This window comes from Pantoea sp. MHSD4 (assembly GCF_021043305.1).
Classification (GTDB): domain Bacteria; phylum Pseudomonadota; class Gammaproteobacteria; order Enterobacterales; family Enterobacteriaceae; genus Pantoea; species Pantoea eucalypti.
Map to the genome: position 1 here is coordinate 50,857 of NZ_JAJNDH010000003.1, position 19,291 is coordinate 70,147.

At 54.3% G+C, this 19,291-nt stretch carries 18 protein-coding genes; 11 read left to right on the forward strand and 7 right to left on the reverse strand.

Going from position 1 to position 19,291, the window contains the following annotated elements; all coding sequences use genetic code 11:
- Positions 1–88: 88 nt before the first annotated feature.
- Both LQK91_RS10750 and LQK91_RS10755 read left to right on the forward strand, forming a co-directional pair.
- Positions 89–916 (forward strand): AraC family transcriptional regulator, encoded by an 828-nt coding sequence (locus tag LQK91_RS10750; RefSeq protein ID WP_003855737.1) that lies wholly within the window; start codon positions 89–91, stop codon positions 914–916.
- 77 nt (positions 917–993) lie between these two features.
- The gene (locus tag LQK91_RS10755; protein WP_003855735.1) at positions 994–1,953 is read left to right on the forward strand and encodes a DMT family transporter; all 960 of its coding nucleotides are present in this window, start codon (positions 994–996) and stop codon (positions 1,951–1,953) included.
- Between the two features lie 923 nt (positions 1,954–2,876).
- Here the strand turns inward: LQK91_RS10755 and LQK91_RS10760 are convergent.
- The gene (locus LQK91_RS10760) at positions 2,877–3,272 is read right to left on the reverse strand and encodes a transposase (protein WP_003855733.1); all 396 of its coding nucleotides are present in this window, start codon (positions 3,270–3,272) and stop codon (positions 2,877–2,879) included.
- A 525-nt stretch (positions 3,273–3,797) separates the two neighbouring features.
- Here LQK91_RS10760 and LQK91_RS10765 point away from each other — a divergent pair.
- Both LQK91_RS10765 and LQK91_RS10770 read left to right on the forward strand, forming a co-directional pair.
- A complete protein-coding gene (locus LQK91_RS10765; RefSeq protein ID WP_003855732.1) occupies positions 3,798–5,054 on the forward strand; it encodes an oligosaccharide flippase family protein in 1,257 nt (418 codons plus the stop codon).
- An 8-nt stretch (positions 5,055–5,062) separates the two neighbouring features.
- Entirely contained in the window at positions 5,063–6,013 is a 951-nt protein-coding gene (locus LQK91_RS10770) for an ATP-grasp fold amidoligase family protein (RefSeq protein ID WP_008926611.1), read from the forward strand.
- Between the two features lie 66 nt (positions 6,014–6,079).
- Here LQK91_RS10770 and LQK91_RS10775 read toward each other — a convergent pair whose 3' ends face one another.
- Positions 6,080–6,361, reverse strand: coding sequence for a YjcB family protein (locus LQK91_RS10775; RefSeq protein WP_008926612.1), 282 nt, complete (start codon positions 6,359–6,361; stop codon positions 6,080–6,082).
- Between the two features lie 253 nt (positions 6,362–6,614).
- Entirely contained in the window at positions 6,615–7,040 is a 426-nt protein-coding gene (soxS, locus tag LQK91_RS10780; protein WP_003855727.1) for a superoxide response transcriptional regulator SoxS, read from the reverse strand.
- Positions 7,041–7,140: 100 nt separating this feature from the next.
- Here soxS and soxR point away from each other — a divergent pair, with 100 nt between their 5' ends.
- The 4 genes from soxR (at position 7,141) to LQK91_RS10800 (ending at position 11,834) form a co-directional block, all read left to right on the forward strand.
- Positions 7,141–7,626, forward strand: a complete 486-nt coding sequence (gene soxR, locus LQK91_RS10785; RefSeq protein ID WP_003855725.1) for a redox-sensitive transcriptional activator SoxR — start codon at positions 7,141–7,143, stop codon at positions 7,624–7,626.
- A 39-nt stretch (positions 7,627–7,665) separates the two neighbouring features.
- Positions 7,666–8,331: a glutathione S-transferase family protein gene (locus tag LQK91_RS10790; protein WP_033743428.1), complete on the forward strand. Its 666-nt coding sequence runs from the start codon at positions 7,666–7,668 to the stop codon at positions 8,329–8,331.
- Positions 8,332–8,689: 358 nt separating this feature from the next.
- The gene (locus LQK91_RS10795) at positions 8,690–10,039 is read left to right on the forward strand and encodes an NCS2 family permease (protein ID WP_008926615.1); all 1,350 of its coding nucleotides are present in this window, start codon (positions 8,690–8,692) and stop codon (positions 10,037–10,039) included.
- Between the two features lie 145 nt (positions 10,040–10,184).
- Entirely contained in the window at positions 10,185–11,834 is a 1,650-nt protein-coding gene (locus LQK91_RS10800; RefSeq protein ID WP_003855721.1) for a Na+/H+ antiporter, read from the forward strand.
- Positions 11,835–11,878: 44 nt separating this feature from the next.
- Here LQK91_RS10800 and LQK91_RS10805 read toward each other — a convergent pair whose 3' ends face one another.
- Complete coding sequence (locus LQK91_RS10805) at positions 11,879–12,781, reverse strand: LysR family transcriptional regulator (protein ID WP_105099484.1); 903 nt, start codon at positions 12,779–12,781, stop codon at positions 11,879–11,881.
- Positions 12,782–12,883: 102 nt separating this feature from the next.
- On the opposite strand from LQK91_RS10805, the gene LQK91_RS10810 reads away from it, so the two are divergent.
- The 3 genes from LQK91_RS10810 to LQK91_RS10820 all read left to right on the forward strand — a co-directional run bounded on the left by LQK91_RS10810 (position 12,884) and on the right by LQK91_RS10820 (position 14,683).
- Complete coding sequence (locus tag LQK91_RS10810; RefSeq protein WP_033763398.1) at positions 12,884–13,309, forward strand: CidA/LrgA family protein; 426 nt, start codon at positions 12,884–12,886, stop codon at positions 13,307–13,309.
- Positions 13,302–13,997 (forward strand): LrgB family protein, encoded by a 696-nt coding sequence (locus tag LQK91_RS10815; protein WP_039660666.1) that lies wholly within the window; start codon positions 13,302–13,304, stop codon positions 13,995–13,997. The genes LQK91_RS10810 and LQK91_RS10815 overlap by 8 nt, the downstream gene beginning before the upstream one ends.
- 140 nt (positions 13,998–14,137) lie before the next feature.
- Positions 14,138–14,683 carry a YfaZ family outer membrane protein gene (locus LQK91_RS10820; protein ID WP_003855717.1) on the forward strand — a complete coding sequence of 182 codons (546 nt, stop codon included), beginning with the start codon at positions 14,138–14,140 and terminating at the stop codon, positions 14,681–14,683.
- Between the two features lie 82 nt (positions 14,684–14,765).
- On the opposite strand, the gene LQK91_RS10825 is transcribed toward LQK91_RS10820, so the two are convergent.
- From LQK91_RS10825 to acs, 3 genes are all read right to left on the reverse strand, one after another.
- Positions 14,766–16,421 (reverse strand): cation acetate symporter, encoded by a 1,656-nt coding sequence (locus tag LQK91_RS10825; protein ID WP_003855716.1) that lies wholly within the window; start codon positions 16,419–16,421, stop codon positions 14,766–14,768.
- Positions 16,418–16,747, reverse strand: a complete 330-nt coding sequence (locus tag LQK91_RS10830; protein WP_003855715.1) for a DUF485 domain-containing protein — start codon at positions 16,745–16,747, stop codon at positions 16,418–16,420. The genes LQK91_RS10825 and LQK91_RS10830 overlap by 4 nt, the downstream gene beginning before the upstream one ends.
- 140 nt (positions 16,748–16,887) lie before the next feature.
- Positions 16,888–18,843: an acetate--CoA ligase gene (acs, locus tag LQK91_RS10835; protein ID WP_008926618.1), complete on the reverse strand. Its 1,956-nt coding sequence runs from the start codon at positions 18,841–18,843 to the stop codon at positions 16,888–16,890.
- Positions 18,844–19,291 lie beyond the last annotated feature (448 nt).

Genomic DNA, 19,291 nt, shown 5'->3' on the forward strand with positions numbered 1-19,291 from the left:
TTACCTGCGGCGTGATGGATAGCAATCTTTTGCATTTCCACCCTGGTCACAGGCATGCTTAACCCACTGGTTAAATAAGGAGAGAGAAGTGGACGGTGTTCCGGCGAGTTTCCCCTATGAAAAAGATCGCGCCCGCTTTCAGCAACTCGCAGAGCTGCCTGGTGTGGAGCTTTATCAGGCTCACATCTCCCGCTACGCCTTTGAACCGCATACCCATGAAGCTTTCGGAATTGGCACTATCGAAGCGGGTGCACAGCGCTTTCGCTATCGTGGCACTGAATATACGGCGCCGGAGAACTCGCTGGTCATGATGAATCCGGATGAGCTGCACACCGGTGAGTCCGCTTGCGAAGAGGGCTGGCGCTATCAGATGATCTACATTCAGCCGCAGCTGATGGACGAACTGACCGGCGATCGCGGCTGGTGGTTTAATGAGGCGCTGCTGACCGATTCACGTGTGGCGCAACCGCTCTCCCGAACACTTGCCGCACTCTGGCAGGCGGAGTCTGAACTGGCACGTCAGAGCCTGATCGCGGAACTGCTGCTGCAGATCCGTCCGCTGGCATGCATGTCTTCACAGGGCAGACCCGACACCCGGCATCGTTTTGATCAGGTAAAAGATTTCCTGCGCGACAACCTTGCTGAACCCGTGCGGCTGGATGAGCTGGCAGCGCTGGCATCGTTATCGCCATGGCACTTTTTACGCGCTTTTCGCCAGCACTATCACGTGACGCCCCATCAGATGCTGATGGCTTTCCGGCTCTATGACGCCAAGCAAAGGCTGGCTCAGGGAGAAGCGGCCGCCAGCGTCGCGGCGGCGGTGGGATTAACCGATCAGGCGCATCTCACCCGCGCTTTTGCCAATCGGTACGGCATCACGCCGGGCCGCTATCAGAAGCAGGTGCGCCAATCCTGATATCACCGCAATCTGCTACAAGCATTCCCCGCCCGAACCCGCCACACTCTGTCAAAAAGCTATATAAGGAAGGAATCATGTTTGCTGGTGTCATGTTTGCCGTCACCGCCGGGCTGATGTGGGGGCTGATCTTTGTCGGGCCACTGCTGGTGCCTGACTACCCCGGCGCGCTGCAGTCGGCGGGACGCTATGTGGCGTTTGGATTGATTGCGCTGCCGCTGGCCTGGCATGGTCGTCATCGCCTGCGTCAGCTGGCTCGCGCCGACTGGCTTGAGGCCGTAAAACTCTCGCTGGTGGGAAACCTCTTCTACTATGCGTTTCTGGCGAACGCCATTCAGCGCACTGGCGGCCCGGTCTCGACCATGATTATTGGCACACTGCCGGTGGTGATCGCCGTGACGGCCAATCTCTGTTACGGCCATCTTGAAGGAAGATTGCCGTGGCGGCGGCTGTTTCCGGCGCTTGTCATGATGGCGGCCGGCTTACTCTGCGTAAACGCGGCGGAGCTAAAAAGTCAGGGCCAGTTGCTTGATCTGAGCCGTTATCTCACTGGTATCGTGCTGGCGCTACTGGCCGTAGTCTGCTGGACCTGGTATCCGCTGCGTAATGCCCGCTGGCTGCGCACACATCCCGAGCTGCGGCCGTCGACCTGGGCCACCGCGCAGGGTCTGGTCACATTGCCCATGGCGTTGATCATGTATGCGCTGGTCAGTGTGCAGCTCACCTGGCTACAGCCCGACTTTTCGTTGCCATTTGGGCCGCGTCCCGGCGTGTTTATCTCTCTGATGCTGACCATTGGCCTGCTCTGCTCCTGGCTCGGCACCTTATGCTGGAACGCTGCCAGCCAGCGTCTGCCGACCGTATTGATGGGGCCACTGATCGTTTTCGAGATTCTTTTTGGCCTGTTGTGGACTTTTCTCTGGTATCAAAGCTGGCCACCGCAGCTCACTGTGACCGGCATTGTTTGTCTGCTGGCTGGGGTGCTGTGGGCAATGCGTATTAAACCTCAACCTCTTGTGGTCTCATTGAACGAGTAAACCGCAACGTGCATCCAAATCGCTCTGCCGCGCGAACAGCATGTCGCGCGGCTTTTTAAGATTAAACCCTATGCCGATTTGCACGCTCTCCGACAGATTTATGCCGCGAAATCGATTTCATTCCACCAGGTGATAGTACCGTCTCCCGCAATTGTCTCTCTCATCCCCCATTTTTAAGTGAAAAAACGGTACTTACGGTCTGCGGAGAACACGCCTTTTCGGGTCTGACAGTGTTTTATTGCTCAGATATCGGTCATTAATCAGGAAAAATAGCGCAGCATTATGGACGTTATGCTTTCTCTCACGGCTTTTTATTGCATGGTGGCACTGAGAACGAGAGGCGAAAAACCACCATTAACTTCACTCAGTGATAAATGAGTAAGAGAATTCCGCCTTTGCGTTATTAATTAAAGATTAATCTCTGGCATCAATGATGCGCAATGATGAGAGTGAAAAGAGAAGCGCGTAACGTTAGTGATAAGGAGCAATAAACTATTTATCCCGGATTAATCCTGGAGAAAGTTTATGCAATAAACCCATCATCGGAAATTAAAGCGCAGCCGCAGAATTTGAGTCAGGGCCACCGTTAACTTAAAACGGCGACGGCTGTTTTTCGCACGATGTTTAAAGCAGCTTAATAGTATTAAGCAGAATTAGTTCCGACGATTAGCTGGGCTTACGTAAGAAATAGAGGGCCCAATCCCGTGTCAACGAGATTGGGAAGGGAAGAATAGGCGTAGAATGCGAGACTTTTGCTGTTGTGAATCAATTTTACCGCAAAAAAAGAAGCTTAGCCGTGAAGCCATTCATTAGTTATAAATGGAGCGGAAAAGGGTGCCGCAATTGTCCTGTTAAATGATCTTCATCTCTTCTGGTAAGAACAAATCTCAGCGTTAAGTCTAAAAAGCGCGGTAGCATTGGGTTTAGCGGTTCTCCGTGCCTGACGGATAATGGTACACACTGCGACTGATATCTAATAGTCTGCAGCTACGGCGTGTACCGATGTCGAAGGTGGCCTGCAGGAAATCCACAGCCTGACGTTTTTCATTTGTCGTAAAGAAGTGCTTCAGAACGCTCTGCAGCATCTCTTTATCGGAGTTGAGCGTCTGCAACTCACGCGTGATGTTTTGCAGTTTTTCTTCCAGCTCCTTGATTTTTCTGCCTTCTTCCGAAGACAACCCAGAAAACTTCTTTTTCCAGCTATAGAACGTGGCTTCAGAGATACCTAACTCTTCACAGATCTCTCTGACTTTCACGCCCGATTCAGAAGCTTTAATGGCATTTGTGATTTGATCTTCGCTGTATCGTGACTTTCTCATAAATGCTCTTACCTTTCTTATCGATTAATGGATGAGAATGACTTTAATAATTTCTGGCACTGTAAGGTTTTATTAAGGCAGTATTAAAGTGCGCGAATTGAATTGCGAAGCCTAAATTAAGATATTTAGAAGAAATATCATCATGGGATAAATCTTATTTTATTCTTATCGGGGGGGCGTACCTTCCTGGAGGGGCATTTTTGTTATAAATTCATCGCATCCAAAATACGAAATAAATACAACGTATGCGGGATATTTAGCCTGAGCGATGTGATTAATATGGCGGTCAGGCGCTTTAGGGTTGTTTTATTTTCAGCCTGAAATCGTTTCCATTTGAAGTGATTCGCACCATTTATAATAAGAATTATCCTGAATTCACTCTCCGGATTATGACTTGCATCTCAATTTTCGGACCAGTTTGGTCTGAAGTCTTACATTTTCGCCAGGCCCACTGAGCGCTTATTAATTCGTTACAGGGATGTTGTACCGAAGCGGTTGTAGTTGAGTAATACTAAGGAAGAGTCGATGAAATTGAGCGTAATGTCTAATGCCGCCTGGATGATGTCTGAGAAGATCATCTCCGTTTTTGGCGTCATTTTTGTGACGTCTTACGTGGCGAAGTCTTTTGGCCCAACGGTGTTTGGTCAGATGGCGTTTTCAACCTCACTATTTGCGATGGTGCAAACCGTTGCGATTTTTGGCACCGAAACCATTCTGTTTAAGCGCGTCAGCAAAAATGCGTCAAAAGGCCTGCGCCTGATGACCATTGCCCGTACGCTGCGAATGGTGTTATTGCTGGTCACTTCGGTGCCAGTCTTAATCTGGGTCTGGTACAACATGCAGGAAAATTTCCTGGCGTTTGCACTGGCCTCATTTGTTGCCTCCGTTTTTGTCACCCAGGACACCTTTAGCGTTTATAACAACGCGCGTCTTGCTTCGCGTCTTAACACCATTGCTAACGCCGTGGGCATGCTGCTGAGTTTCAGCATCAGCTTTATCGTCGCCTGGCTGCGTCTCAATCCACTCTGGCTGACGCTGTCGATTGTCGCCGTCACGCTGGTGCCTTACCTGATCAAGCGTCGCAACTTTTATCAGGACCATCAGGATCAGATGCCGCCCCGCGAGAAGCGTACCGCTTATCTGCGCTATCTGATGTATGCCGGACTGCCGCTGGCCATCTCCAGCATCTTTATTTCGGTGCAGGTCAAAGCCGCACAGATGTTTCTGGCAGGCACGGCTCCCGCCCGCGATCTGGGTCTGTTTGCGGCGGCGAATACCATTTCCGCTTCCTGGATTTTTATCCCGGTAGCGCTCATCACCTCCTGCTTCACTGAGATCTTCAGGGAGCGCGGTGAGGTCGCCATTAAGCTGGCTGCGCGGCTCAATGGTTACGTTATGGGTGTTTCATTGTTGATGCTGCTTGTTATTTCGCTGTATGGCGAGCGGATCATCATTGCGTTGTACGGACCGGCATACACACAGTCAGGAAGTCTCATTACGTTGCTGTCGATAGCGACCAGCTTTTCGGCAATGGGGACCGTAGCGTATCGCTACATGGTCAAAGAGGGAGGATTTAACTACTTACTGAGGAAAATCATCTGCCTGATGGTCATCAGTCTGCCGCTCTCCTGGTGGTTGATCCAGGGTCACGGCATCATGGGGGCCGCGTGGAGCGTTTTCCTTTCAGAACTTTTGTCCCTGACCGTAATGAATTACTTCTTTAAAAACGGCGTCATTCAAAAGATTCAGGTTTCCTCACTCAACTACAAAACATACAAATGAGGTCAGATATGCTCAAGTTGAAAGAAGAACTCAGAAGAAGTGTGCAGTACTTTATTAAGAAGATGCCCTGGGCTTATCAGGACCGCATTTACTACTTCCACAAGTTCAGAAAGCTGCCCAATCTGCGTCAGCCAAAAGTGTTCAATGAGAAGGTGCTGTACCGTAAGTTTATCTTCGGCGATTACCAGAATTACGGTCGTCTGTCTGATAAGTACTCGGTGCGCGAATTCATTGCTGAAAAAATCGGTAATGAATACCTGATTCCGTTGGTACACGAAACCACTGACCCGACAACGCTGAACAGCTTACCCTGCTGGAAGGGGACGGTGATCAAGCCGAACCACGCCTCCAACATGGTTGAGATTTTGCTGGAAGAGCCGGATGCCCTGCGCAAGCAGCAGATCATTCATGACTGCTATCGCTGGCTGAAGACTGACTTTGCCAACGAAGCGCGTGAGATTCACTATCGCTACATCAAGCCACGTATCCTGGTTGAGAAGTACATTGGTGATGGCAAGAGCGCGCCGATTGATTACAAGTTCCATATGTTCAACAAGCGGGATGGCAAGTTCGAATATGTGCTGCAGGTGATCTACAACCGCTGTCAGCCGCTGCTGTCGATGAATTTCTACGTGAACAACCTCAACGAGGCCTATCACAAAATTCGCGATACCGGTCTGGATGTGTCACCGATTATGCCGTCACTGGAACATGCGCTCGAACTGAGTAAAAAACTGGCCAGTGATTTCGACTACGTACGTGTGGACTGGTATATCCATGACGAAAGGATCTACTTTGGCGAACTGACCTTCACCCCAGGTGCAGGACTGGTCACCGGCTTAGATCGTGGTTTAAATCAGATGATGGGAGATATGTGGATTCAGGACCGCCGCGGAACGCAGAGCCCGGGCGCTACCGTGCAGGATGTTAATATTCCTGCCATGTTGAAGAAAATTTAAGCACACACAGCAATATAAAAAACCCCGCTTAGCGGGGTTTTTTATGCGCAAAATTCAGGCAATCAATCAGGGCATCGGCCAGTCAGCAGGCGCCTGGCTCATTGCTTCAATAAAGGCATGCTTTGAGATTTCCACGAAGTTATGCACGTTATCCATACTCAGGGTAATGCCCATCAGACCGGTGACAAACCAGCAGGTCATGCCTAAACCAATCCCGCCACACATAAATGCCATTACGTGACGGCTATCCTGACGAAGTTTGGTTTTCAGGGTGCTGGCAAAAAACATCATGACTGCGCTCAGCAATTCCCAACGCATAACAAGAAAACTGGTGGTTAACGTAGCCATTGGCCGGACCTCAATATCAACAGGTAATCCTGACAATCTGCGGACATCACCGGCGACAAAAAAGTGTGTCAGGGAAGACTTTTTTGCCGTCAAACCAGGTTTAAAGTGTGACTTGGGTCACATTATATCACCCGATTTTAAATTTTGAACAAAATTTACACGGGTGTGGCAGTGACACGAAGGAAGGGTAAGCAGCAGAAGAAGAACGGCGGAAAAATCAGTCAGATGCGCCCAGGGCGGGCGCAACGGAGAATCAGCGAACCGGGCAACACTCGCCGGTGGTGCGCTGGGTAAAGCTATTGATTGGATCGTTATAGCCAAAACCTGGCAGGCGAGGGCGCTGAATCGCCTGACGACGCATGGTGTGCCGATAAGCGGTTGGCGTCTGTGCAAACTGACGACGAAACACGCGGGAAAAGGTCTGCTGCGAGTCATAGCCATACTGCATCGCAATATCAAACACCGGTCGCTGTGTCTGTGACAAAGCTTCAGCTGCCAGCGTCAGGCGGCGCTCACGAATATAGCCACCCAGCGTTTGTTTCGTTACGGAACGGAACATACGCTGCAGATGCCATTTCGAATAGCCCGATTTGGCCGCAACTTCATCAATCGACAAGCTCTTATCCAGGTTCTGGTCAATCCAGTGCGTCAGGGAATGAATGATCTCTTCTTGCATCATGGCCTCATCCTTCTGGTGTTTAATAAACGCTAATGGGAGTTTAGGGGTTTCGATGGAGAGCAAGTATAATTCCTCAAGTTAACTTGAGGTAAAGAGCCTGATGAAAAAAGAACGCAACTATCCAAAACCGGTTTTAACACCGGGTGAAGTGGCGCGCCGTAGCGGTGTGGCGGTCTCGGCGCTGCACTTCTATGAGACAAAAGGATTGATCTCCAGCACGCGAAATAGCGGCAATCAGCGGCGATACAGCCGTGACGTGCTGCGACGTGTCGCGATTATCAAGATTGCGCAGCGCATCGGTATTCCGCTGGCGACCGTGAGTGACAGTCTGGACCATATTCCCGCAAACAAGCGTATGTCCACACCAGAGTGGGATGCCCTGACGCAGCACTGGCGCGAAGAGCTGGATAAGCGTATTGAAACCCTGACCCGCCTGCGCAATGACCTCGATGGCTGTATCGGCTGCGGCTGCCTGTCGATGCGCGACTGCCCGCTGCGCAACCCCGGCGATCGGCTGGGTCAGCAGGGCTCAGGTGCCGTGCTACTCGACCCGGAACAGGATGATAAACATACCGATACAGAGTGACGTCTATACTTGGTGAAGGTCAAAACACAGGGAATCATGATGATCACCGTTCACCATCTCGAGAAATCGCGCTCACATCGGGTGCTGTGGCTGCTGGAAGAGCTTGAAGTGCCGTACCAGATTAAACGCTATCAACGCGAACCGACCATGCTGGCTCCGGAGGCGTTAAGAAAAGTGCATCCGCTGGGGAAATCGCCCGTCATTACCGATGGCAATCGGGTGGTGGCAGAATCCGGTGCCATTCTCGAATATCTTGAAGAGAAACATGACCACGCATTCCGGCTGAAAGTCAGTGATGAGGAATCACGGCTACAGTGCCGCTACTGGCTGCATTATGCCGAAGGCTCGCTGATGCCACTGCTGGTCATGAAGCTAATCTTTGGTCAGATGGGCAAAGCACCGGTGCCCTGGCTGCTGCGTCCGGTTGGGGCAGCATTCGGCAAAGGCGTGCAGAAAGCTTTCCTGGATAAACAGCTGAAGCCGCACATGCAGATGATCGAACAGCATCTGGCTACGCATCCCTGGTTTGCCGGCCAGCGTTTCTCGATTGCGGATATCCAGATGAGCTTTCCGCTGCTGGCGCTGGCGCAACGTGCCGGACTCGATCAGATGCCTGCCACGCAGAAATGGCTTCAGACCGTGCAGCAGCGTGCTGCCTGGCAACGTGCGATTGATCAGGGCGGCGAGCTTTCACTGCCAGGTTAGTTCTCTTTTCCACCGGCGCGTCGGATCTCCTCATGCCTGCGCCGGTGCGCTTTTTCTCCGGAAAATCGCTTTAACTTCAGGATGTCAGCGAGTGATCATGGCTTGTACCGGACGCCTATCCCCTCTTTATCTCTGATTTTTATGCTGATGAATCTCCCTGTTGCTGTTGAAAATGTGCCGCTAAACGCCCGATAATCCCCTGCCTTTTTATCTGGCCGATTTTAGCGGCTAACTATCTGCGGCAAGGTAAACGTTTGCCTGCCAGGTTAAACCGGGCAGTGACGCCGTCTACCCGCTTATTCCAGGGACAGCGATGGTCGCAGAGCGATCCACACAACAAGAAATTTGAGGCTCAACTATGTCAACTGAATCACGCCCGGCCAGTGGAAAACTGGACGCCTGGTTCTCGATCTCGGCGCGCGGCAGCAGCGTGCGGCAGGAAATTCTGGCCGGACTCACCACCTTCCTGGCGATGGTCTACTCCGTCATCGTGGTGCCGGGAATGCTGGGCAAAGCCGGTTTCTCCCCCTCCGCCGTGTTTGTCGCCACCTGCCTGGTCGCCAGCTTTGGCTCCCTCCTTATGGGGCTATGGGCCAATCTACCGATGGCGATTGGCTGTGCGATCTCTTTAACCGCCTTTACCGCTTTCAGCCTGGTGCTGGGTCAGCACATCAGCGTGCCGGTGGCGCTGGGTGCAGTGTTTCTGATGGGCCTGCTGTTTACCCTGATCTCGGTGACCGGCATCCGCGCCTGGATCCTGCGTAATCTGCCAATGGGTGTAGCGCACGGAACCGGCGTCGGGATTGGCCTTTTTCTGCTGCTGATTGCGGCTGACGGCGTCGGGCTGGTCGTAAAAAATCCGGCACCGGGCCTGCCGGTGGCACTGGGCCACTTCACCAGTTTCCCGGTGATGATGACGCTGCTGGGACTGGCCGCGATTATTGGACTGGAGAAGCGTCGGGTGCCCGGCGGCATTCTGCTGACGATTATCGCTATTTCACTGCTGGGCCTGATCTTTGACCCTGCGGTGACCTGGCAGGGACTGTTTGCACTGCCAAGCCTGCGTGATGCCAGCGGTCAGTCGCTGCTGTTTAGCCTGGACATTATGGGCGCGATGCAGCCGGTGGTGCTGCCCAGCGTACTGGCACTCGTGATGACCGCGGTCTTTGACGCTACCGGCACGATTCGCGCGGTCGCGGGTCAGGCCAATCTGCTGGATAAACAGGGGCAGATTATTAATGGTGGCCGTGCGCTGACCAGTGATTCTGTCAGCAGCCTGTTCGCGGGACTGGTGGGCGCATCACCGGCTGCGGTCTATATCGAATCGGCGGCAGGCACCGCAGCAGGCGGCAAAACGGGTCTTACTGCGATTGTGGTTGGCCTGCTGTTTCTCGCTATTCTGTTTATGTCACCGCTGGCTTATCTGGTGCCGGCTTACGCGACCGCACCCGCCTTAATGTATGTGGGGCTGCTGATGCTCAGCAACGTGGCAAAAGTCGACTTCAATGATTTTGTCGATGCGATGTCGGGCCTGCTAACGGCCGTGATCATTGTGCTCACCTGCAACATCGTAACCGGCATCATGATCGGTTTTGCCAGCCTGGTGGTGGGCCGCCTCTTTGCCGGTGAATGGCGTAAGCTCAACGTCGGTACGGTCATTATTGCTGTCGCGCTGGTGGCATTTTACGCCGGTGGCTGGGCTATCTGACGGCACAACCGGGCGTGCGCTTGTGCGCCCGGTATTTGTCACTTTTTTCCCGCCCGGCGCACGCGTAGCTGACACCCTTCACCGCAGTTTGTTTTACACTTTAATGCTTAACCAATGATTGAAAGAAACGACGCCTAAGGAAAGCATGGAAATCTTTTTTACAATTCTCATCATGACGCTGGTCGTGTCGCTCTCTGGCGTCGCGGCTCGTATTCTCCCTTTTCAGATCCCCTTGCCACTCGTTCAGATCGCCGTGGGTGCGATGCTGGCCTGGCCAACGTTTGGTCTGCATGTCGACTTTGATCCAGAGCTGTTTCTGGTGCTGTTCATTCCGCCGTTGCTGTTTGCGGATGGCTGGAAGACGCCCATCAGTGAGTTCCTGCATCATGGCCGCGAGATAATTGGCTTAGCGCTGGCGCTGGTGCTGATTACGGTGTTCGGCATTGGCTATCTGATCTACTGGCTGGTGCCGGGTATCCCGTTGATTCCGGCGCTGGCGCTGGCGGCCGTGTTGTCGCCTACCGATGCCGTGGCGCTTTCCGGCATTGTGGGTGAAGGCCGTATTCCCAAAAAGATTATGTCGATTGTGCAGGGCGAAGCCCTGATGAATGATGCATCGGGTCTGGTTTCACTGAAATTTGCCGTGGCCGTTGCCATGGGCACGATGGTGTTTACCTGGGGCGGTGCCAGCATTGAGTTTCTGAAGGTCGCCGTGGGTGGCCTGGTCGCGGGTGTGGCAATCTGCTGGCTCTACGGTAAGTCGTTGCGCCTGCTCAGCCGCTGGAGCGGTGACGATCCGGCCACTCAGACCGTACTGCTGCTGCTATTGCCTTTCGCCTCTTATCTGATTGCTGAACATCTGGGTGTTTCAGGCATCCTGGCGGCGGTGGCGGCCGGTATGACCATCACCCGTTCCGGTATTATTCGTCAGGCCCCGCTGGCGATGCGTCTTCGTGCAAACAGCGTCTGGCAGATGCTGGAGTTCGTGTTCAACGGCATGGTCTTCCTGATGCTGGGCCTGCAGCTGCCGGATATTCTGCAGACCTCAATCGACCAGGCACAGGCCGATCCGAACGTCGAACTCTGGATGCTGTTTGCCGATATCGGGCTGGTCTACGCCGCGCTGATGATCGTGCGTTTTGGCTGGCTGTGGATTATGCAGCGTTTCAGCAAACGGCTGCTGAAGAAGAAGCCGATGGAGTTCTCTAACTACTCGCTACGTGAGCTGTTGATCGCCTCTTTTGCTGGAGTGCGCGGTGCCATTACGCTGGCCGGTGTGCTGTCGATTCCGCTGTTCCTGACCAATGGCGAGCCTTTCCCGGCGCGTTATGAGCTGGTGTTTATCGCCACCGGTGTGATTCTGTTCTCATTGCTGGTGGGCGTAGTGCTGCTGCCGATTCTCCTGCGTGGCGTGGATACCATTGATAAAGGTGCGCACCGCCGTGAGCTGCAGAATGCCCGTGCGGTAATGGCAGGCGCCGCGATTGAAAGCCTTCACAAGATGGAAGAGCGACTGGATAACGGATCGGAAGAGAACATCGATCCGGAACTGCTCAAAGAGGTGAGTCTGCGAGTGATTGGCAACCTGCGTCGTCGTGCCGAAGGAAAGAATGACCTCGAACACGCGCTGTATGCTGAGAACCTTGAGCGTCGCTTCCGTCTGACCGGATTGCGTGCCGAGCGCGCGGAGCTCTATCATCTGCGCGCGACCCAGCAAATTTCCAATGAGACGATGCAGACGTTACTGCACGATTTGGACCTACTGGAAGCGTTGCTGATCGAAAAAGAAGAGTAAGTCTGACCGGCACGCCTGCGCATTCATGCGGGCGTGCCAGCCTTTCACACCGACAGGCGCGGCGGCTCATCCGGCCAGTGCTCCCGGCAACAGTTGATCCACGCCTGCGCACTGCGCGACAGATAACTCCCTTCCCGCCAGATTAAACCCAGACTCCACTTCAGTTCCGATTCCAGCGGCAGCCACAAGAGCGACTGCTTATCCAGCCGCTGACAGATAGGCTCTGGCAGAATCGCCAGCCCCATTTCCGCCTGCACCATCGCCGCCAGAAAATCCCACTGACCGCTCCGCACTGCCACCGTGGGCGTCAGGTTAAGCCGCTGAAACGCCTGCATTAGCTGACGATTCAGCGAAAACTCCTCATTGAAAATCAGCAGCGGATGCGCGGCCAGTTCTGCCAGTCCAATCTGCTGGCGGCTGAGCCACTCCGGGCGACGCGGCAGCAGCACGCAAAGCGGATGATGCATCAGGGGCAGGGTGTTCAGCGGCAGCTCAGCGTCGACCGGCAGTGCGGTCAGGGCGATATCCAGACTGCCCGCCAGCACCGCCTGCTGAACGGTCAGACCGCCGAACTCAGAGATTTTCAGCTGAACGCCGGGATAGCGGCGGCGAAAGGCGGAAATCGATCCGGCTATCTGCATACCGACCATCGGCGGAATGCCGAGTCGCAGCTCGCCGGTTTTAAGCTGGTTGATGTCACCAATCTCCGCTTCCAGCTGATGAAACTCCTGCAGGATCGCCAGGCCACGCTGATAGACCGCCTGACCGCTGTCGGTAAGATGAAGACGACGGCCATCGCGCAGGATCAGCGTACAGCCCAGCTCCTCCTCCAGCTGGCGCAGCATTTTGCTGATGGTTGGCTGCGTCACAAACAGCTTTTGTGCCGCGCGGGTAAAACTCTGCTGGCGAACCACTTCAGTAAAGTAACGCAGGGCGCGCACGTTCATAACTATTCCTTTCAGGCATGATTACGATAATTTTAATTCATTTTTTTCACACTCTGTTGGCGTTTTATACTGGCGACATCAATTTAATCGGGGAGACAGGCGATGGCGTTAGCACTCACTCCACTCAGCAACCGCGCAGTGCAATGGCTTAGCCTGCCACTGCAGGTAGGGTTATATATTGGCCTGTTTGTCGCCAGTCAACAGCTGGTGAGCTGGCTGCACCTGCCACTGCCTGCCAATATCGTCGGGATGCTGGTGCTGCTGGCGTTGATCGTAACGCGGATTGTGCCGCTGAACTGGGTAAAAGCCGGGTCACGCTGGCTGCTGGCCGAAATGTTGCTGTTTTTTATTCCGGCGGTAGTGGCGGTCGTGAACTATGGCGCGCTGCTGCGTGTGGATGGCTGGCGCATCTGTGTGGTGATTGGTGTCAGTACGACGCTGGTGCTGGCGTCGACCGCCTGGGTCGTGGACCGGCTTTATCAGTATGAAGTCGCGCGCGCCGCGCGTAAGCAGAATCCAGATGCGTGATTTTATCATCAGTCTCTTGTGTGTCGCGGTTACGCTGCTGGTGTATGCGCTGAATAAACGGCTTTATAGCCGCTGGCGGACACTGCTGTTAATGCCACTGGTCATGACGCCGCTGGTGCTGGTCGGACTGCTGCTGCTGACGCACATCAGCTGGCAGGATTACATTGCTGAAAACCACTGGCTGCTCTGGTTGCTGGGACCCGCTACGCTGGCGTTTGCAGTGCCAGTCTATGAGAACGTGGAGATTATTAAGCGGCACTGGCTATCCCTGAGCGCGGGCGTATTGACCGCCACGGTGGTCGCTGTCTGCAGCTCGGTCTGGCTGGCGCGGCTGTTGACGCTGCCAGAGTCAATCCAGCGCAGTCTGGCGGTGCGCTCCATTACTACCCCGTTTGCGCTGGCCGCAGCCGGACCAATTGGCGGTCAGCCCGATCTGGTTGCGCTGTTTGTGGTCATCACTGGCGTGTTTGGCATGGCGGTAGGTGACGTGCTGTTTCTGCGCCTCGCAATCAAGCAGGGTGTGGCGAAAGGGGCCGGGTTTGGGGCTGCGTCGCACGGTGCCGGAACGGCGCGTGCTTATCAGCTTGGGCAGCAGGAGGGCGTGGTCGCCAGCCTGGTTATGATGCTCTCGGGCGTAGTGACCGTGGTGCTGGCTCCGCTGATTGGACACCTGATGTGGACAATATAGTCTACACTGCGTAGCGCAGAGGCAGCGGTAATTCTGAACGCGACACGTATTTTTACGTAAAGTTTCCCGGATTTTGTTGTCTCTCCGTTTCAGGCTGTTAACCTTGCGGCCGAATTAATTGTCCTTCACGGAGTGGAATCATGTTTAAGCAACTTGTTACCGGGAGCGCCCTTGGGCTGGTTTTACTGAGCGGCGCCGCTCAGGCAATTGAAGGCAGTGTTGATGTCAGCGAACACAACACCAACCTGAACCTGGGTCTGGGCACCACAACACCCGGTCTGTTTCTGAAAGGTAACTGGCTGCGTAGCGACCATGACGGCAGCACCTACGGTGCCGGTCTGGGTTACAACGTTGATTTCGGGCCGCTGCGTCTGGCGCCGACCGCAAAAGCGATTTTCACCCATCCTGAAGATGGAAAAGATGGATTTGCGGTGGCGCTGGGTGGTGCAGCACACTACAGCTTCAACAGCATGTGGGGCCTGTATGGTGAGTATTATTACGCGCCAGAGTCGTTCACCGATCACCTCGACAGCTATCAGGAAGCCGCTGGCGGCCTGAGCTTCACGCCGGTTTCACTGCTTAACCTGCGTGTGGGTTATCAGTACATCGAACTGAACAACAAAGATGGACGCAAAGATAACGTGCTGGTCGATGGCCCGTACGTGGGTGCATCTCTGCGCTTCTGATTCTGTTGCGTGAAAGAGAAGGGCGACTACTTCTGTAGTCGCCCTTTTTTATTGGCTGCTCGTTATCAATGTTAAACGGCGATCAGTGCGCCTTACCCTGTTCAATGCCGGTGCCCGTCTGCGAGCGAATAAACTGTGCGCGGAAGCGCGAACGTTCCTCTGCGCCCTGCTGCGAATGGTCGGTGACAGAGAAGAGCCAGATGCCCACAAATGCCACTACCATGGAGAACAGCGCCGGATATTCATACGGGAAAATCGGTGTCGCATTTCCCAGCACCTGCACCCACACGGTTGGGCCAAGGATCATCAGAATGACGGCAGTCAGCAGACCCAGCCAGCCGCCCACCATCGCGCCGCGCGTGGTGAGTTTTGACCAGTACATCGACAGCAGAATGATCGGGAAGTTACAGCTGGCCGCAATTGAGAAGGCCAGCCCGACCATAAAGGCGATGTTCTGCTTCTCAAACAGAATACCCAGCGCAATAGCGACCACGCCCAGCGCCAGCACGGTGATTTTAGAAACCCGCAGCTCATCTTTCTCGCTCGCCTGACCTTTGCGGTACACGCTGGCATAGAGGTCGTGAGAAACCGCCGACGCACCCGCCAGGGTCAGGCCCGCGACCACGGCCAGAATGGTGGCAAAGGCAACCGCTGAGATAAAGCCCAGGAAGGTGCTGCCGCCCACGGCGTTAGCCAGATGCACCGCCGCCATATTGGTCCCACCAATCAAGGCGCCGCTGGCATCTTTAAAGGCCGGATTAGCGCCCACCAGCAGGATGGCACCGAAGCCGATAATAAAGGTGAGGAAGTAGAAGTAACCCATAAAGCCGGTGGCCCAGAAGACACTTTTACGGGCCTCTTTGGCATCCGCGACGGTGAAGAAGCGCATCAGAATGTGCGGCAATCCGGCTGTACCAAACATCAGGCCCAGCCCCAGCGACAGCGCCGAGATAGGATCTTTCACCAGTCCGCCAGGCTGCATAATCGCGATGCCTTTTGGATGGACTGCCATCGCTTCGGTGAACAGCGTATTAAAGCTGAAATTGGCTGCTTTCATTACCATGATGGCCATAAAAGAGGCACCAAACAGCAGCAGCACCGCCTTGATGATCTGCACCCAGGTGGTTGCCAGCATGCCGCCAAACAGCACGTACATCACCATCAGAATGCCCACCAGAACCACCGCCACATGATAGTTCAGGCCAAACAGCAGCTGGATAAGCTTACCGGCACCCACCATCTGCGCGATCAGGTAGAGCGCCACCACCACCAGCGAACCGCAGGCTGACAGGGTGCGAATCGGCATCTGCTTCAGACGATAGGAGGCGACGTCAGCAAAGGTATAACGACCCAGGTTGCGCAGGCGCTCGGCAATTAAAAACAGAATCATCGGCCAGCCGACCAGGAAGCCGAGCGAGTAGATCAGTCCGTCATAGCCGGAGGTGTAAACCAGCGCCGAAATGCCCAGGAACGAGGCTGCTGACATGAAGTCACCCGCCATCGCCAGGCCATTCTGAAAGCCGGTGATATTGCCGCCCGCAGTGTAGTAGTCGTTGCGCGAACGGGTGCGCTTTGACGCCCAGTAAGTAATCCCCAGCGTGGCGCCGACGAAAATCGTAAACATGATAATCGCCTGATAGTTGGTCGCCTGGCGCTGGACCGCACCGGTAATCGCATCGGCGGCCAGCGCTGAAAACGGCAACATCAGGGCCAGTAGCCATAAGGTGAGACGGGTCATGATTTCACCTCGCGGAGGATCGCTTTGGTTAAACGGTCAAATTCCCCGTTGGCGCGCCAGACATAGACACCGGTCAGCACAAATGACATCACAATCAGCCCGACGCCAATCGGGATGCCGCGCGTCACATTGGTTCCGGCATGCAGCGGCGTACCGAGCCAGCCGGGCGCAAACGCAATCAGCAGGATAAAACCGACATAGAGCACCAGCATAATCAGCGACAGCAGCGTCGCGAACGCCTGGCGCTTATGGACTAACTCATGAAAAAGCGGATTACGTTCAATCTGCTGATTGATTGCATCCTGATTCGAAAGGGCGTCATTCATCACATTTTCTCCAGAGGGCTTGCAGGCAAGAACCTCACGACAGGGCGTGGATTCAGCTGGTTATAATATTTGTGACTACCGGAACAGACTGCGTAGGGCGGGGGTGGCGGGAAGCGATCTTCCCGCCGGACAGCGTGCGCTTAAGGCATTTTGATCGACTGTTTCTCCTCAAGCAGTTTTTCAACTACGCCAGGATCGGCGAGGGTAGAGGTATCACCCAGGTTGCTGGTATCACCGGTGGCAATTTTGCGCAGAATACGGCGCATGATTTTGCCGGAGCGGGTTTTCGGCAGTGAGTCGGTCCAGTGCAGCACATCAGGCGTGGCAATGGGGCCAATCTCTTTGCGGACCCACTGGCGCACTTCGGTGTACAGCTCTGGCGAAGGCTCTTCGCCGTGATTCAGCGTGATATAGGCATAAATCGCCTGGCCTTTGATGCTGTGAGGTATCCCCACCACGGCCGCTTCGGCAATTTTAGGGTGCGACACCAGCGCCGATTCAATCTCAGCGGTTCCCAGGCGGTGACCGGAGACGTTGAGCACGTCATCAACGCGTCCCGTGATCCAGTAGTAGCCATCTTCATCGCGACGGGCACCGTCTCCACTGAAGTAAACATTTTTAAAGGTAGAGAAGTAAGTCTGCTCAAAACGGTCGTGATCGCCAAAGAGGGTACGTGCCTGTCCCGGCCACGACTCGGTGATCACCAGATTGCCTTCACAGGCACCTTCCTGTGGCTGACCTTCGTTGTCCACCAGCGCCGGTTGCACGCCAAAGAACGGTCGGGTGGCGGAACCGGCTTTCAGTTCGGTCGCACCCGGCAGCGGCGTGATCATGAAGCCGCCGGTTTCGGTCTGCCACCAGGTATCCACAATCGGACAGCGGCTGTTACCAATTTTCTTGTAGTACCACTCCCAGGCTTCCGGGTTAATCGGCTCGCCGACCGAACCCATAATGCGCAGGCTGCTGCGGTCGGTGCCGGCAATCGCTTTGTCCCCTTCCGCCATCAGCGCACGGATGGCGGTCGGCGCGGTGTAAAGCAGGGTGACTTTGTGTTTATCAACCACTTCCGCCATGCGGCTCGGTGTTGGCCAGTTCGGCACCCCTTCAAACATCAGGGTGGTGGCACCACAGGCCAGCGGACCATACACCAGATAGCTGTGACCGGTTACCCAGCCGACGTCTGCGGTGCACCAGTAGATATCATCCTGATGATAATCAAAGACGAACTTAAAGGTGGTGGCGGCATAGACCAGATACCCGCCAGTGGTATGCAGCACACCTTTAGGTTTACCGGTTGAACCCGACGTATAAAGGATAAACAATGGATCTTCCGCGCCGACTTCGGCTGCAGAATGGTTGGTGCTGGCGTTGAGCATCAGGTCATGCCACCACTGATCGCGGCCTTCAACCCAGCCCACATCTTTACCGGTGCGCTGGAACACCACCACGTTTTTCACGCTGGTGACGTTGGGATTTTTTAATGCGTCATCGACATTTTTCTTCAGCGGAATGCTGCGGCCGGCGCGAATGCCTTCATCGGCCGTAATCACCAGCGAAGCGCTGGAATCGACGATACGGCCAGCGACCGCTTCCGGTGAGAAGCCGCCAAAAATCACCGAGTGGACGGCACCAATACGCGCGCAGGCCAGCATTGCCACCGCGGCTTCCGGCACCATCGGCATATAGATCGCCACCACGTCGCCTTTTTTCACGTCCAGCAGCTCCAGCACGTTGGCGAAGCGACAGACTTCAGCATGCAGCTGGCGGAAGGTCAGGGTTTTGCTTTCGCTGGCGTCATCGCCTTCCCAGATAATCGCCGGGTGATCGCCGCGCGTGGCGAGATGACGGTCAAGGCAGTTTGCCGCCAGGTTGAGCGTGCCATCTTCGTACCAGCGAATGTTAATGTTACCTGGCGCAAACGAGCAGTTTTTCACTTTGCTGTAAGGCTTAATCCAGTCAAGGATTTTGCCCTGTTCGCCCCAGAAGCTGTCTGGATCGTCGACAGATTGCTGATACATCGCCTGATACTGCTCTGCTGTAATCAGGGTGTTTGCTGCAATATTCTCTGGAACAGGATGAATGTGATTTTGGCTCATGGCGGATCTCCTTGAAGATGTTAATGATATGTCAATCAATGGTTAATTAAAGCCTGCCCTGAGTCTTTGTTTCTTTTTTGCGCCACAGATCACGTGATAGCGCTTCCGCCGCAAAACGTGAAGCCGGATTGCTACTTTCGTTTAACGCTCTGACGGCGATGGGGAATTAAGAAGGGGTATGAAAAGGGAATGGGCTGGATAAAAAGCAAGCAAACGCGCCGGCAGCCTTTTTAACCAGTAGTGAATAGCTATGCGTAAATTCATCTAAGTATTACTTTTCATAACAGCAGGTTAGGTATTTTTACTTCCGGCAGCACTTTATGCTGCTTAGGTGGCTAACTTTTAATCGGATCTGCCAGGGGTTGCATTTACCACAGTGAAAATGGTACTTATCTCGCCCCTGTTCTGCAGGTATCAACTCAGACCGCGTCTGAAAATGGGTATGGGA

Coding starts and splice junctions, on each gene's coding strand:
- LQK91_RS10830 (WP_003855715.1), bottom strand. CDS start 16,747: ATGAATGACGCCCTTTCGAATCAGGATGCAATCAATCAGCAGATTGAA.
- LQK91_RS10800 (WP_003855721.1), top strand. CDS start 10,185: ATGGAAATCTTTTTTACAATTCTCATCATGACGCTGGTCGTGTCGCTC.
- LQK91_RS10825 (WP_003855716.1), bottom strand. CDS start 16,421: ATGACCCGTCTCACCTTATGGCTACTGGCCCTGATGTTGCCGTTTTCA.
- LQK91_RS10790 (WP_033743428.1), top strand. CDS start 7,666: ATGATCACCGTTCACCATCTCGAGAAATCGCGCTCACATCGGGTGCTG.
- LQK91_RS10770 (WP_008926611.1), top strand. CDS start 5,063: ATGCTCAAGTTGAAAGAAGAACTCAGAAGAAGTGTGCAGTACTTTATT.
- LQK91_RS10760 (WP_003855733.1), bottom strand. CDS start 3,272: ATGAGAAAGTCACGATACAGCGAAGATCAAATCACAAATGCCATTAAA.
- LQK91_RS10795 (WP_008926615.1), top strand. CDS start 8,690: ATGTCAACTGAATCACGCCCGGCCAGTGGAAAACTGGACGCCTGGTTC.
- LQK91_RS10820 (WP_003855717.1), top strand. CDS start 14,138: ATGTTTAAGCAACTTGTTACCGGGAGCGCCCTTGGGCTGGTTTTACTG.
- LQK91_RS10810 (WP_033763398.1), top strand. CDS start 12,884: ATGGCGTTAGCACTCACTCCACTCAGCAACCGCGCAGTGCAATGGCTT.
- LQK91_RS10805 (WP_105099484.1), bottom strand. CDS start 12,781: ATGAACGTGCGCGCCCTGCGTTACTTTACTGAAGTGGTTCGCCAGCAG.
- soxR (WP_003855725.1), top strand. CDS start 7,141: ATGAAAAAAGAACGCAACTATCCAAAACCGGTTTTAACACCGGGTGAA.
- soxS (WP_003855727.1), bottom strand. CDS start 7,040: ATGATGCAAGAAGAGATCATTCATTCCCTGACGCACTGGATTGACCAG.
- LQK91_RS10775 (WP_008926612.1), bottom strand. CDS start 6,361: ATGGCTACGTTAACCACCAGTTTTCTTGTTATGCGTTGGGAATTGCTG.
- acs (WP_008926618.1), bottom strand. CDS start 18,843: ATGAGCCAAAATCACATTCATCCTGTTCCAGAGAATATTGCAGCAAAC.
- LQK91_RS10765 (WP_003855732.1), top strand. CDS start 3,798: ATGAAATTGAGCGTAATGTCTAATGCCGCCTGGATGATGTCTGAGAAG.
- LQK91_RS10755 (WP_003855735.1), top strand. CDS start 994: ATGTTTGCTGGTGTCATGTTTGCCGTCACCGCCGGGCTGATGTGGGGG.
- LQK91_RS10815 (WP_039660666.1), top strand. CDS start 13,302: ATGCGTGATTTTATCATCAGTCTCTTGTGTGTCGCGGTTACGCTGCTG.